General features: G+C 74.7%; 12 protein-coding genes. 6 read left to right on the top strand and 6 right to left on the bottom strand.

Translation table 11 applies throughout. The features are described 5' to 3' along the window. Together uvrA and PAI11_RS12830 are read right to left on the bottom strand one after the other, a co-directional pair. Entirely contained in the window at nucleotides 1–2,931 is a 2,931-nt protein-coding gene (gene uvrA / locus PAI11_RS12825; protein ID WP_007575320.1) for an excinuclease ABC subunit UvrA, read from the bottom strand. A gap of 46 nt (nucleotides 2,932–2,977) precedes the next feature. Beyond that, on the bottom strand, nucleotides 2,978–3,589 hold the full coding sequence (locus tag PAI11_RS12830; RefSeq protein ID WP_007575321.1) for a TetR/AcrR family transcriptional regulator: 612 nt from the start codon (nucleotides 3,587–3,589) through the stop codon (nucleotides 2,978–2,980). Nucleotides 3,590–3,661: 72 nt separating this feature from the next. Here PAI11_RS12830 and PAI11_RS12835 point away from each other — a divergent pair, with 72 nt between their 5' ends. The 3 genes from PAI11_RS12835 to PAI11_RS12845 all read left to right on the top strand — a co-directional run bounded on the left by PAI11_RS12835 (nucleotide 3,662) and on the right by PAI11_RS12845 (nucleotide 5,547). Further along, nucleotides 3,662–4,588 carry an oxidoreductase gene (locus tag PAI11_RS12835; RefSeq protein ID WP_050897232.1) on the top strand — a complete coding sequence of 309 codons (927 nt, stop codon included), beginning with the start codon at nucleotides 3,662–3,664 and terminating at the stop codon, nucleotides 4,586–4,588. Nucleotides 4,589–4,669: 81 nt separating this feature from the next. Continuing rightward, entirely contained in the window at nucleotides 4,670–4,993 is a 324-nt protein-coding gene (locus PAI11_RS12840; protein WP_007575325.1) for a DMT family transporter, read from the top strand. Further along, nucleotides 4,990–5,547, top strand: coding sequence for a TetR/AcrR family transcriptional regulator (locus PAI11_RS12845; protein WP_007575327.1), 558 nt, complete (start codon nucleotides 4,990–4,992; stop codon nucleotides 5,545–5,547). The genes PAI11_RS12840 and PAI11_RS12845 overlap by 4 nt, the downstream gene beginning before the upstream one ends. A gap of 13 nt (nucleotides 5,548–5,560) precedes the next feature. Here the strand turns inward: PAI11_RS12845 and PAI11_RS12850 are convergent, their stop codons facing one another. The 3 genes from PAI11_RS12850 to PAI11_RS27255 are packed head-to-tail and all read right to left on the bottom strand — an operon-like array spanning nucleotide 5,561 to nucleotide 8,591. Beyond that, the gene (locus PAI11_RS12850; protein ID WP_007575329.1) at nucleotides 5,561–6,241 is read right to left on the bottom strand and encodes a response regulator; all 681 of its coding nucleotides are present in this window, start codon (nucleotides 6,239–6,241) and stop codon (nucleotides 5,561–5,563) included. Next, nucleotides 6,238–7,404 carry a sensor histidine kinase gene (locus PAI11_RS24405; protein ID WP_007575331.1) on the bottom strand — a complete coding sequence of 389 codons (1,167 nt, stop codon included), beginning with the start codon at nucleotides 7,402–7,404 and terminating at the stop codon, nucleotides 6,238–6,240. Before PAI11_RS24405 ends, PAI11_RS12850 begins: the two co-directional genes overlap by 4 nt. Then, the gene (locus PAI11_RS27255; protein ID WP_007575333.1) at nucleotides 7,401–8,591 is read right to left on the bottom strand and encodes a sensor histidine kinase; all 1,191 of its coding nucleotides are present in this window, start codon (nucleotides 8,589–8,591) and stop codon (nucleotides 7,401–7,403) included. Before PAI11_RS27255 ends, PAI11_RS24405 begins: the two co-directional genes overlap by 4 nt. Before the next feature lie 177 nt (nucleotides 8,592–8,768). Here PAI11_RS27255 and PAI11_RS27260 point away from each other — a divergent pair, with 177 nt between their 5' ends. Next, nucleotides 8,769–9,437: a hypothetical protein gene (locus PAI11_RS27260; RefSeq protein ID WP_007575335.1), complete on the top strand. Its 669-nt coding sequence runs from the start codon at nucleotides 8,769–8,771 to the stop codon at nucleotides 9,435–9,437. A 174-nt stretch (nucleotides 9,438–9,611) separates the two neighbouring features. Here PAI11_RS27260 and PAI11_RS24415 read toward each other — a convergent pair whose 3' ends face one another. Further along, nucleotides 9,612–10,244, bottom strand: a complete 633-nt coding sequence (locus PAI11_RS24415; RefSeq protein WP_007575337.1) for a PucR family transcriptional regulator — start codon at nucleotides 10,242–10,244, stop codon at nucleotides 9,612–9,614. A 245-nt stretch (nucleotides 10,245–10,489) separates the two neighbouring features. On the opposite strand from PAI11_RS24415, the gene PAI11_RS12875 reads away from it, so the two are divergent. Beyond that, on the top strand, nucleotides 10,490–11,647 hold the full coding sequence (locus PAI11_RS12875) for a zinc-binding dehydrogenase (protein ID WP_040600150.1): 1,158 nt from the start codon (nucleotides 10,490–10,492) through the stop codon (nucleotides 11,645–11,647). 105 nt (nucleotides 11,648–11,752) lie between these two features. Continuing rightward, the coding region (locus tag PAI11_RS12880; protein WP_040600151.1) for a metallophosphoesterase at nucleotides 11,753–13,274 on the top strand (1,522 nt) is incomplete at its 3' end.

Genomic DNA, 13,274 nt, shown 5'->3' on the forward strand with positions numbered 1-13,274 from the left:
CTAGGCCTTCGCGGTCGCCCGTCGGCGCTTGGCGGGCGCCTTGCCGGCGCCGTTGCGCGACGGGTCGGGACGGACGGCGTCGCCCAGCAGCGGCCGCAGGAAGCGTCCGGTGTGGGACGCATCGACCGACGCGACGTGCTCCGGCGTGCCCTCGGCGACCAGCTGGCCGCCGCCGATGCCGCCCTCGGGCCCGAGGTCGATCAGGTGGTCGGCGGTCTTGATCACGTCGAGGTCGTGCTCGATCACGATCACCGAGTTGCCGGCGTCGACGAGCCGCTGGAGGACCTCGAGCAGCCGCTCGACGTCGGCGAAGTGGAGCCCGGTCGTCGGCTCGTCGAGGATGTAGAGCGTGCGCCCGGTGGCCACCCGCGCCAGCTCGTGGGCGAGCTTGACGCGCTGCGCCTCGCCGCCCGACAGCGTCGTCGCCGGCTGGCCGAGCCGCACGTACCCGAGGCCGACGTCGCGGACCGTCTCGAGCCGGCGGCGGATCTTCGGCACGTTCTGGAAGTAGTCGACCGCCTCGTCGACCGGCATGTCGAGGACGTCGGCGATCGTCTTGCCCTTGAAGCGGACCTCGAGCGTCTCGCGGTTGTAGCGCTTGCCGTGGCACTGCTCGCAGGGGACGTAGACGTCCGGCAGGAAGTGCATCTCGATCTTGATCTGCCCGTCGCCCTTGCAGACCTCGCAGCGCCCGCCCTTGACGTTGAACGAGAAGCGGCCGGCCTTGTAGCCGCGGACCTTCGCCTCGGGCGTCTGCGCGAACAGCGTCCGGATGTGGTCGAAGATCCCGGTGTAGGTCGCGGGGTTCGATCGCGGGGTGCGGCCGATCGGCGACTGGTCGACCTGGATCACCTTGTCCAGCTGGTCCATCCCGTCGATCCGGTCGTGCTTGCCGGGACGGGCCTTGGCGCGGTTCAGCTGGTGGGCCGCCGCCTTGTGGAGGATCTCGTTGACCAGCGTCGACTTGCCGGAGCCGCTGACGCCGGTGACGGTGCAGAGGACGCCGAGCGGGATCGAGACGTCGAGGTCCTGGAGGTTGTGCTCGCGGGCGCCGCGGACGACCAGCTCGCCCTTCCTCGTCCGGCGGGCGAGCGGGACGGCGATCTCGCGCTCGCCCGAGAGGAACTGCCCCGTCAGCGATCCGGGGGTCGCCTGGACCTCCTCCGGGGTGCCGATCGCGACGACCTCTCCCCCGTGCTCGCCCGCGCCCGGGCCCATGTCGATCAGGGTGTCGGCGGCCCGCATCGTCTGCTCGTCGTGCTCGACGACGAGGACGCTGTTGCCGAGGTCGCGCAGCCGCTCGAGGGTCGCGATCAGCCGCTCGTTGTCGCGCTGGTGGAGGCCGATCGACGGCTCGTCCAGCACGTAGAGGACGCCGACCAGGGCCGACCCGATCTGGGTCGCGAGCCGGATCCGCTGGGCCTCGCCGCCGGAGAGCGTCGCGGCGCCGCGGGCCATCGACAGGTAGCCGATCCCGACGTCGGCCAGGAACGACAGCCGCTCCTTGATCTCGCGCAGGATCAGGCGGGCGATCTTCTGCTCGGTCTCGGTCAGCTCGACCTGCGAGATCCACTCCAGCGCCTGGTGGACGGAGAAGGCGGAGAACTGGTGGATGCCGAGGCCGCCGACCAGCACGTTGCGCGGCCCGGGCTTCAGGCGGGCCCCCTCGCACTCCGGGCAGGGGACCATCGACATGTACTCCTCGATCTTCTCCCGGACCGCGTCGGAGTCGGACTCGCGGTGGCGCCGCTCGAGGTTGCTGATCACGCCCTCGGCACGCATCTGGTAGGTCCGCCGGCGGCCGGCGCGGTTCTTGAACCGCAGCGGGACCTTGCCGCCGTCGGGGTCGCCGAAGAGGATCCCCTCCTGCTGCTCGGGGGTGAGCGTGCTCCACGGGGTGCCCATCGGGACGCCGTAGATCTCGGCCAGGCCCTCCAGCAGCTTGCGGTAGAAGGGGTTCGGCGACGAGGACCACGGCTTGATCGCCCCGCCCGAGAGCGACTTGCCCGGATCGGGGACGACCAGGTCCGGGTCGACGACCAGCTGGGCACCGAGCCCGGTGCAGCGCGGGCAGGCGCCGTGCGGCGCGTTGAAGGAGAAGGTCCGCGGCTCGACCTCGGGCATCGAGAAGCCGCAGGTCAGGCAGGCGAAGTTCTCGCTGAAGGTCATCACCCGCTCGAGTCCCTCCGGCGGCTGCTCGCCGTCGCGGAGGACGATCTCGACCTCGACCAGGCCCTCGGCGAGCCCAACCGCGGCCTCGATCGCGTCGGCCAGCCGCTTGCGCAGGTCGCCCCGCATCACCAACCGGTCGACCACCACCGCCAGGTCGTGCTTGTACTTCTTGTCGAGGACGATCTCGTCCTCGAGCATCCGCAGCTCGCCGTCGACCCGGGCGCGCTGGAAGCCCTCGGCCTTCCAGTGGTCGAGGATGTCGCGGAACTCGCCCTTGCGGCCGCGGACCAGCGGCGCCAGGACCATGAAGCGCGTGCCCTCGGGCAGCTCCATCACGCGGTCGATGATCTGCTCGGCCGACTGGCCGGCGATCGGGCCGTGGCCGTTGGGGCAGTGCGGATGGCCGATCCGGGCCCACAGCAGGCGCAGGTAGTCGTGGACCTCGGTGACCGTGCCGACCGTCGACCGCGGGTTGCGCGAGGTGGTCTTCTGGTCGATCGAGATCGCCGGGCTGAGGCCCTCGATCGAGTCGACGTCGGGCTTGTCCATCTGGCCCAGGAACTGCCGCGCGTAGGCCGACAGCGACTCGACGTAGCGGCGCTGCCCCTCGGCGTAGATCGTGTCGAACGCCAACGACGACTTGCCCGAGCCGGAGAGCCCGGTCAGGACGACCAGGCTGTCCCGCGGCAACTCCAGCGAGACGTCCTTGAGGTTGTGCTCCCGAGCACCGGTGACGACGATCCGACCACTTCCGCGCATGCGTTATGGAGTCTACGCAGGCGAACGGATGTTCGGGTGATCGGCGTCATCCCCTGGGCCTCAACCCCAGCACCATCCGCTCGGCCGCGTCCGCGACCAGGCTCGGCAGGGTCGCGCGGTCGACGAGCCCGGCGTTGACCATCGAGGCGAGTCCGTGGATGCCTGCCCAGGCGGCGAGCGCGACCCGGTCGACGTCGCCGGGGACGACCTCGCCCTGCGCCTGACCCTCGACGATCAGCTGGAAGACCGGCGAGAACGCCCCCTCGGCGGCCGCGTAGAGCGACTCGGAGGCGCCCGGCCGGTGCTTGCCGGCGAACATCAGGTCGAGCAGCGCGGCGTGCTGGGTCGCGAACGAGACGTAGACGATCGCCAGCGCCCCGAGCCGCTCGACGAAGCTGCTGGCGGGCGCGGCCGCCGCCGCCCGGATCTCGTCGCCGAGCCGCACGAAGCCGTCCTCCGCCAGGGCGTCCAGCAGCGCCTGCCGGTCGGGGAAGTGACGCCGGGGCGCGCCGTGGCTGACTCCGACGTCGCGGGCGATCGCGCGCAGCGACAGGCCGTCGACGCCCGACTCGGACAGCACCTCCTCGGCGCGCCGCAGGAGCGCGTCGCGGAGGCTGCCGTGGTGGTACGGCCGGGACGGCTCGCTGCTGATCGCCACATCGCCAGCCTAGCGCGACGCGCGGACGATGTTGCCATTGACAACTCTGTTGTCATTGCCTACATTCGATCCATGCCCTCGATCGCCTCCCGCCTGCACCGGTCCCCCTCCAGCACGTGGTCCGCCAGCGACCTGCCCAGCTTCTCCGGCCGCACCGTCGTCGTGACCGGCGCCAACAGCGGCATCGGCCTCGTCGCCGCCCGCCAGCTCGCCCGCGCCGGCGCCCGCACCGTGATCGCCGTCCGCAACCCCGAGAAGGGCGCGCGGGCCGCCGCGACGATCGACGGCGACGTCGAGGTCCGCCGCCTCGACCTCGCCGACCTCGCCTCGGTCCGCGCGTTCGCCGAGCAGTGGGAGGGCGACCTCGACGTGCTGATCAACAACGCCGGCGTGATGGCGGTGCCGCTCGGCCGCACCGCCGACGGCTTCGAGCTCCAGATCGGCACCAACCACCTGGGCCACTTCGCCCTCACCAACCTGCTGCTGCCGCGGATCACCGACCGCGTCGTGACCGTCGCCTCGGGTGCCCACCGCGCCGGCCGGATCGACCTCGACGACCTCAACTGGGAGCGACGCGACTTCCAGACCTGGCTGGCCTACGGCCAGTCGAAGCTGGCCAACCTGCTCTTCACGCTCGAGCTGGAGCGGCGCCTGCGCGAGGCCGGATCGCCGGTCCGCGCGCTCGCGGCCCACCCCGGCTGGGCGGCGACCAACCTCCAGGGCCACACCGGCAACGCGCTCCAGCACGGGGCGATGAAGATCGGCAACCGACTGCTGGCACAGAGCGACGAGGCCGGCGCGCTGCCGACCCTGTTCGCCGCCTCGCAGGACCTGCCGGGCAACTCCTACGTCGGCCCCGACGGACTGGCCGAGATGCGCGGCGCGCCGACCCTGGTCGGCCGCACCGCCCGCGCCAGCGACGCCGAGACCGCCAAGGCCCTCTGGACGCTGTCCGAGGAGCTGACCGGCGTCCGCGCGCCGGAGCTGCTGGCCGTCTGACCCGGGGCGGCGCTCCCGGTCGGCGGGAGAAACAACTGGTACGATCGTACCGTTACTTCCCCCACCGACCGGGAGCGCCCGATGGGCTACCTGTTCCTCGCCGCCGCGATCGTCAGCGAGATCGCCGCCACCCTCAGCCTCCGCGCCTCGGAGGGCTTCTCCAAGGCCGGCTTCAGCGTGATCGTGGTCGTCGGCTACGTCACGTCGTTCACGCTGCTGTCGCTGGCGCTCCAGCGCGACGTGCCGCTCGGGGTCGCCTACGGCGTCTGGGCGGCGATCGGGATCGCCACCGTCGCGGTCCTCAGCGTGCCGCTGTTCGGCGAGACCCTGACCGCGATCCAGGCCGGCGGGATCGCGCTCGTGATCGCCGGCGTGGTGGCGATCGAAGCCGGGGCGGCGCATTGAGCGACGAGCCCGACGGCCGCCGGCGACGCGGGCTGGAGCGGCGTCGCCAGCTGCTCGACGCCGCCCTCGTCGTGCTGGAGCGCGACGGCGCCGGCGGCCTGACCCACCGGCGGATCGCCGCCGAGGCCGGGGTCCCGCTGGCCTCGGCCTCGTACCACTTCGACGGCATCGACGACCTGATCGTCTCCACGATGCTGCACGCGAACGAGCAGCTGCGGGTGGCCGCCGACGCGGCCGCCGAGGGGGGCCAGCTGGACGTCGACGTGCTCGCCGGGATGCTGGTCGACGACCTCGTCGCGCACCGCGACCTGATCGTGGCCGAGTACGAGCTGTACCTGCTGGCCGCCCGCCGGCCCGCCCTCCGGGCCGCCGCGACCGCCTGGCTGGAGACGATCGTCGCGCCCCTGATCCCGGACGCCGACCCGGTCCAGCGCCAGCTCGTGTTCGCGGTCGCCGACGGCCTCTGCCTGCAGACCCTGATGTCCGACGAGCCGCCGCGCGTCGACGAGTTCGCGGCGGTCCTCCGGCGGGCGCTGGCGGCGACCGCCGGCTGACGCGGCGGCGGGCTCAGCCGAGCGCCGGCTCGCCGCCGCCGGGCACCGCCACGCCGCTCTCGTAGGCCAGCACCACGGCCTGGACCCGGTCGCGCAGGCCGAGCTTCATCAGCACCCGCGCGACGTGGGTCTTGACCGTCGTCTCCCCCACCACCAGGTCGGCGGCGATCTCGCCGTTGGAGAGCCCGCGGGCCATCAGCCGGAAGACCTCGAGCTCGCGATCGGTCAGCTCGTCGAGGCCGGCGGGCGGGGTCGGGCGCGGGCGGGCGCGCGCGACCTCCTCGACCAGCCGGCGGGTGATCGACGGCGCCAGCAGCGCCTCGCCGCGGGCGACGGTCCGGATCCCGTCGGCGAGCCGCTCGGGCGGCGCGTCCTTGAGCAGGAAGCCGCTGGCACCGGCGCGCAGCGCGTCGTAGACGTGCTCGTTGAGGTCGAACGTCGTCAGCACCAGGACACGCGGCGGGTCGGTCGGCGCCGCGGCCAGGATCCGGCGGGTCGCCTCGATCCCGTCCAGCTCCGGCATCCGGACGTCCATCAGCACGACGTCGGGGCGCAGGCGCGCCGCCGACGCGACCGCCTCGAGCCCGTCGGCGGCCTCGCCGACCACCTCGAGGTCGTCCTCGGCGTCGAGGATCATCCGGAACCCCGCGCGCACGAGGCCCTGGTCGTCGACGATCAGCACGCGAACGCTCATACCGGTATCTCCATCCTCTCCGAAAGCGGCAGCCGAGCGCGAACGGCGAAGCCGCCGCCGGGCTGGGGACCGGCATCGAGTCGCCCGCCGTAGAGGCCGGCGCGCTCGACCATGCCGAGCAATCCGTGGCCGCCCGGTCGCGAGAGCGCGCCCGGCGAGCCGCTCCCGGCGACGTTGCGGACCTCGACCTCCAGCGCGTCCCGCGAGCGGCGGACGACGACGACCGTGGGCACCGGGCCGGCGTGGCGCAGGACGTTCGTCAGGGCCTCCTGCACGATCCGGTAGGCGGCCATGTCGACGCCGGCCGGCAGCGGCGACGTGCGTCCCGCCTGCTCCAGCGTCACCTCGAGGCCGGCCGCCCGCGCTCGCCCGATCAGCTCCTCGACCCGCTCCAGCGACGGGGCCGGTGGCGCGATCGCCGCGTCCGGCCCGCCGCCGTCGATCGCGCCGAGCAGCGTCCGCAGCTCGCCGAGGGTCTCGCGGCCGGTCTGCTCGACGAGCGCCGCGGCCGCCTGCGCGCGGGCCGGATCGCGGTCGAGGATCCGCCGCGCGCCGCCGGCCTGGACCACCATCACGCTGACCGAGTGGGCGATCACGTCGTGCATCTCGCGCGCGATCCGGCGGCGCTCGTGCGCTCGCGCCAGCTCGCGCTCGTGCTCGGCCCGCTCCTGCGCCCGCGCCGCGGTCTCGTGCAGGTCGGCGCCCAGCCGCACGTGCTGGCGGGTCATCCGGCCGGCGGCGAACGCCAGCACGACGAAGAACGCCGGGTAGAAGTAGTCGGTCGCCGTCGCGTCCGCGTAGGCGATCCAGGTCGCCTCGAGGACGACGATCATCAGCGCCAGGCCGCCGAGCGTGCTCCGTCCGCGACCGTCGCGGCCACCGCCGTAGGCCACGACCAGCGCCAGCAGCCACGCCGCCGAGCTCGGCTGCTCGAAGCCGGAGACCGCGCCCTTGACGACCGCCGTCGCCGCGCACGCCAGCATCGCCGTGACCGGCCACGACCGCCGCAGCAGCACGATCGCCGTGATCGGGGCCGCGAGCAGCAGATGCGCGACCACCCCGCCGGGAGGCCGGTCGACCAGCGCCTCGGCGATCGCGACCGCGCCGAGCAGCAGCGCCAGCGCCACGTCGAGCGGCCGCCAGCGGACGGCGGCGGCGATCACGCCGCCGCTCCCCGCGGCAGCCGGACGGCGGTGCGGTGCCAGCCCCGGCGCTCGGGCGCCTCGTCCGGCACCCGGGCCACGGTCAGCTCGCCGCCGTAGAGCAGCACCCGCTCGCGGACCGCCAGCGGACCGCGATCCCCGCGGCCGTCGTCGTCGACCGCCACGCGGACGGCGGTCGGCTCGTGGGCCACGGTCACCACCGCCTCGCGGGCGCCGCCGTCCTCGCGGGCGACCCGCAGCGCCTCCTGCGCCGCGCGGTAGGCGGTCAGCGACGCGCCGGCGCCGAGCGCCCGCGGCTCGCCGACCGTCTCCAGCCGCACCGCCAGGCCGTTGCTCGCGCTGCGCCGCAGCAGCTGCGGCAGGTGCTCCAGCGTCGGCTGCGGCTCGAGCGCCTGCTCGTCGTCGGCCGAGCGCAGGACCCCGAGCAGGCTGCGGATCTCGAACAGCGCGTCGCGACCGGTCCGCTCGACCGACGCGAAGGCCCCCGCGGCGGACCCGGGATCGCGCGCGGCGAGGACCCGTGCCGCACCGGCCTGGACGACCATCGCCGAGAGCGCGTGGGCGACCACGTCGTGCAGCTCGCCGGCGATCCGCGCGCGCTCGTCGAGCAGCGCGCGGGCGGCGCCGTCGCGACGGGCCGCCTCGTCGACCGCCGCCCGCGCCCGCAGCGCGTCGTGGGTCGCCGCCCGCTCGCGGACGGCGCGGCCGAGGCCGACCGGCGCGACCACCGTCAGCAGGACCGAGGCGACGACCGACCCGACCGAGGACTCGTGGCCGTCGAGGACCTCGCCCCCGACCAGCAGCGTCCCGGCGACGGCCACCCCGATCAGCGGGATCCGATCGTCCGAGCGGCGGCCGAGCGCGAAGCCCGCGAAGATGATCCCGAAGGCCGGCGCGTAGACGGTCGTCCGCGGATCGTCGAAGACCGACACGAAGAGCCCGGCGGCGATCGTCAGCAGCGTCGCGAGCGGGTAGCGGCGGCAGACCGCCAGCGCGACGGTGCAGATCGCCGCCGCCAGCGCCAGCCGGATCCGGGCGCCGTCGGAGCCCTCGAAGTCGACCAGCACCTGGCGCTGCCCCTCGAGCCCGATCGCGACCACGGCGAGCCAGAAGAGCGGCTCGCGGGCTCGACGCAGCAGTTCGGTGGCGCCGCGGCGGGGCGGCGCCTGGCGCACGACCCCGGACACGTGGGCCGACACGGTAGCCGCCCGCGACGACGCTGTCGTCCGCCGCGCGGACGAGCGGCCGGTCCTCCGGCGGGAGGACGGCCGTCGTCCCCGCGGTCGCCGCGGATCGTCCTGCCCGCGGCGCCGATCGCCCGCGCGGCCGACGACAGGACGCCGCCGGTGGTCGAGGCTGCTGCCATGAGCTCGCGCACCACCGACGGCCGTTCGGCGGCCACCACCGCCGCGCTGCTGGCCGGCCCGATCGTGATGACCGCCGGGATGGCGGCGACGCCGTGGGAGAGCGAGAACGAGATCACGGCCTACCAGGCGGCGCTCGCCGCCAGCCCCGACCAGACCCAGATCGCCGCCGTGCTGCTGTTCTTCGGCTACGCGCTGATGGGCCTGGCGTTCCTGTCGGTCCTGCGTCGCGCCGGCGGCGCTCCCCGCGCCCTCCGGATCCCGGCCGCGACGCTGGCCTTCTGCGGCGCCACGATGCTGCCCGGGCTGGTCGTCGTCGACTTCTACGACCTCGCGCTGATCCAGTCGCTGCCCGCCGAGCAGGCGGCCGCGGTCGGCGAGCGGGCGGGCGACTACGGGCTCCAGCCGGTGATGCAGGTCCCGGCGGTCGCCGGGCTGCTGCTGGGCGGGATCCTGGTGATGCTCTGCGCCTGGCGCAGCGGGCTCGTCGGCGGCTGGGCGCCCGCCCTGGTCGCCGCCGGGCTGGTCGCTTCGTTCGCGGTCTTCTCGGGGGTGACGATGGTCGCCGGCGCGTCCTGCAGCGTCGTCGCCTACGGCGGGATCGCGCTGCGGCTGCGGAGCGCCCGGATCCCGAGCTCGCCGCCGGCAGCGCGGCCCGCGACCGCCTGAGGGCGCCGCCCGGACAGATCGTGGTGGGTCGGCGGGGTGGCCGACGCACCCGCCCGTCCGCGGGCGCGCACCGGGGCGCGCCACCCGATCGCGGACGAGGACCACGAGCACGGGCGCGGCGGGGGTGGCCGCCGCGCCCGTCGCTCGTCGACGTCGTTCAGGCTCGTTCGAGGCTCAGCCGGCGGCCGCGAGCAGCCGGTGGCGCATGATCGCCAGCTCCAGCGACAGCAGGTCCTCGCGGGCCAGGTCGAGGCCCGTCAGCGCCTCGACCCGCTCGAGCCGCTGGCGGAGCGTGTTCGGGTGGATCGACAGCGCGCGGGCGGTCGGCACGACGCTGCGGTCGGCCAGGTAGCGCTCGAGGGTCCCGACCAGCGTGCTGCCGCGCTGCCGGTCGTAGTCCACCAGCAGCGCGACCGCCGCGCCGTGCCGGAGGTCGGGGTCGACGTCGCCGGTCGTCGAGACGAGGTAGCGGTAGGCGCCCAGCGACTCCCAGGCGCGGAGGCCGCCCTCGGGGGCCAGCGCGCGGACGATCCGAGCCGCGGCGACGGCCTCCTGCAGCCCGGCGGCGGCCGCGACCACCCCGGGTCGCGGTCCGCTGCGGCCGCCCACCAGCCGCTCCTCGCGGGCGATCCGGTCGAGCTCGGCGTCGAGCTGCTCGAGCGCCCGCTCGTCGACGACCGGCAGCAGCCCGCGAAGGCCGTTCGCGACCGGGTCGGTCAGCGCCCCCGGCAGGTGCGCGCGGATCCGCGCGGCGACCGCGTCGGCGCGCTGCCAGCCGGCCGTCAGCGGCTCCAGCACGATCGCCACGTGCGGCCGATCGTCCGCGCCGCCGGCCGGCGGTGGCGAGATCGGTGGTCGGGCGCCCGGCACGCCGACCAGCGTAGGCCCGGGTGGACGGACTGCACATGCGCCGGGCGGCCAATCTGCGGGCCCTGAAGATGGTGCACCTGGAGCATCGACCACGAGCCGCGTACGGTCGTTCGGGTCCTGCGCCGGTGCGATCCGTGCGAGAGTCGCGGCGTGACCTGCCGCCCCGTCCTCCGCTCGGCCCGATGAGGGCCGTCGTCTGCACCGACGCGACGCTCGCCGTGGTCGAGCGGCCCGAGCCCGAGCCGGGGCACGGGCAGGTCCGGATCGAGGTCGTGCGCTGCGGGATCTGCGGGTCCGACCTGCACGCCCGCCACGGCTGCGACCAGTGGGCCGACCTGGCCGCCAAGGCGGGCTACGACCGCTTCGCCCGCTCCGACCAGCCGATCGTGTTCGGGCACGAGTTCTCCGGCGAGGTCGCCGAGCACGGGCCCGGCTGCCGCCGCGGCCTCGCGACGGGGACGCCGGTGGTCGCGCTGCCGCTGCTGCGCGGGCAGGCGGGCGTCGACACGCTCGGGCTCTCGGTCCACGCTCCCGGCGCCTACGCGGAGCAGCTGGTGGTCGAGGAGTCGCTGATGATGCCGGTGCCCAACGGGCTGTCGCCCGAGGTCGCGGCGCTGACCGAGCCGATGGCGGTCGCCTGGCACGCCGTCCGCCGCGGCGAGGTCGGCAAGGGCGACGTCGCGATCGTGATCGGGTGCGGGCCGGTCGGGCTGGGCGTGATCCTGATGCTCAAGGCCAAGGGCGTGCGGAAGGTGGTCGCCAGCGACCTCTCCCCCGGCCGCCGGGCGCTGGCGACGGCCTGCGGCGCGGACGTCGTGGTCGATCCGCGACAGGACTCGCCGTTCACGGCCGTCGATCGCCGCGGCCACCTGAACGACATCCCCTCGGCGCTCGAGCTGGCGGTCGGCACGCGCGAGAAGCTCGAGCGGCTGCCGGTCGGCTGGTGGCACGCGTGGCGGCTCGGCGAGGCCCTCGGGGCGGCGCCGAAGCACCCGGTGATCTTCGAGTGCGTCGGGATGCCGGGCGTGATCGAGAGCGCGATCGAAGGCGCCCCGCTGTTCTCCCGCGTGGTCGTGGTCGGCGTCTGCGTCGGCGTCGACCGCTTCACCCCGGCGATGGCGATCAACAAGGAGATCGACCTGCGGTTCGTGCTCGGCTACACGCCGCTGGAGTTCCGCGACACGCTCCAGATGCTCGCCGAGGGCAAGGTCGACCCGCGACCGCTGATCACCGGGACCGTCGGCCTGGACGGCGTCGACGCCGCCTTCTCGGCGCTCGGCGATCCCGAGGCCCACGCCAAGATCCTGATCGACCCGCGGAGCGCGGCGATCGCGCCCTGAGCCACGCGATCGGGTGGCGGGCCCGGCTGGTGGTCGGCGCGCCGAGCCGCCGCCAGAACACATCGGCTTCACCTGTCACGGGGCGGTTTCGGCGAGGATGTCCCGATGCAGCACCCGCTCACCCGCCGGACGCTGGTCGGATCGGCCGTCGGCGCCGCCGCCGGCTACGGCCTGCTCGGCGCCGGGACCGCCGCCGAGGCAGCCGATCCGAGCCTCTACCTCGGTCCAGCCCTCGAGCCGGAGCTGGTGACCGTCACCGACAGCGGCTTCGTCGCCTGGTGGTGGACCGAGGAGCCGAGCGACACGACCGTCCACCTGACCCCGGTCGGCGGCCCCGAGGACGGACGGACGTCGGTCCGGCGGCTCGAGGAGGGCCAGCAGGTCCACGTCGCGCGGATCGACGGGCTGCGCTCCGGGCAGCAGTACCGCTACGAGCTGTCGTCCGGCGGCCGGCGCGTCTCGCTCGGCAACGGGGACGCCGACCCCGGCAGCTTCCGGACGCTGGTCCGCCCCGCGGGCCGCCACCTGGCGACGATCGCGGTCCTCAACGACCTGCACGTCGGCGAGCACTGCTCGGGGACGGTCACCGACGCGCTCGGCCCGTCGATCCCGCCCTGCTTCTCGAGCGACGCCTACCCCGACTACGCCCATCGGATGGTCTCCGCGGCGATCGACGAGCTGTCGCGGCTGGATCTCGACCTGGTGATCGCCAACGGCGACCTGACCGATCGCGGCCGCCCGACCGAGGTCTCGCGGGCGCTGGCCCAGCTGCGGCAGCTCGACGCGCCGCTGCAGGTGACCCGCGGCAACCACGACCGGCGCCTGGCGGGCGCCTGCTCGACCGACGGGGACTGCTTGCGCGAGCAGGCCTTCCCGGGACAGCGAGCGGGCGACGGGACGCTGCGCTCGGTGGTCCGGCTCGGTCGCGCGCTGGCGATCGTCGGCCTCGACTCGGCCGATCCCGACAGCGGCGCCGGACGGCTCGACCTGGGCGACCAGCCGGCCTGGCTGGACCGGCAGCTGCGGACGCTCCAGGGCGAGGGCCGCGACCTGCTGGTGGTCTTCCACCACCCGCTGCTGATCGGCCAGGGCGTGCCCGCGGACCGCGGCGCCCAGGCGGTGCTGGACGTGCTGGCGCGCTACCCGCGGGTGCGGCTGGTGCTCCACGGCCACACCCACGCCAACGTGCTCCGCAGCCACCCGACCACCGGCGGACGGCTGCCGTTCCTGGAGAACGGGGCGATCAAGGAGTACCCGGCCGGCTACGCCCTGCTGCAGGTCCACGAGGACGGGATCATGCGGACCTTCCACCGGCCCGACAACGCCTGGACCCGGCACTGGACGGCGACCAGCGCACGTCAGGTCTGGGGATTGCAGCCGTCGATCACGCGCGGTGACCTGCACAGCCGCGCGTTCGTCCTCTCGTACCGCAGCGCGATCGGCCCCGGCGCGCTCACCGTCGGCGCCGACGTGCCGCCGCCCGCGGACGGCCCGCGGCGACCGGCGCTCGACGTCGACGTCGCCCGCACGGCGACGCTCGGCGGCCTCCGGCGGCGGGGCGTGACCGTCGCCGTCCACGTCGACCGGGACGCCGAGCTGGACGTGCGGCTCGTGGCCGGCCTCGGCC

It is taken from the genome of Patulibacter medicamentivorans (assembly GCF_000240225.1).
Lineage (GTDB): Bacteria > Actinomycetota > Thermoleophilia > Solirubrobacterales > Solirubrobacteraceae > Patulibacter > Patulibacter medicamentivorans.

Excerpts from the sequence above, each read along its gene's own strand:
- PAI11_RS12835 (WP_050897232.1), top strand. The coding sequence starts at position 3,662 with ATGCCCTCGATCGCCTCCCGCCTGCACCGGTCCCCCTCCAGCACGTGG.
- PAI11_RS12840 (WP_007575325.1), top strand. The coding sequence starts at position 4,670 with ATGGGCTACCTGTTCCTCGCCGCCGCGATCGTCAGCGAGATCGCCGCC.
- PAI11_RS12850 (WP_007575329.1), bottom strand. The coding sequence starts at position 6,241 with ATGAGCGTTCGCGTGCTGATCGTCGACGACCAGGGCCTCGTGCGCGCG.
- PAI11_RS12875 (WP_040600150.1), top strand. The coding sequence starts at position 10,490 with ATGAGGGCCGTCGTCTGCACCGACGCGACGCTCGCCGTGGTCGAGCGG.
- PAI11_RS27260 (WP_007575335.1), top strand. The coding sequence starts at position 8,769 with ATGAGCTCGCGCACCACCGACGGCCGTTCGGCGGCCACCACCGCCGCG.
- uvrA (WP_007575320.1), bottom strand. The coding sequence starts at position 2,931 with ATGCGCGGAAGTGGTCGGATCGTCGTCACCGGTGCTCGGGAGCACAAC.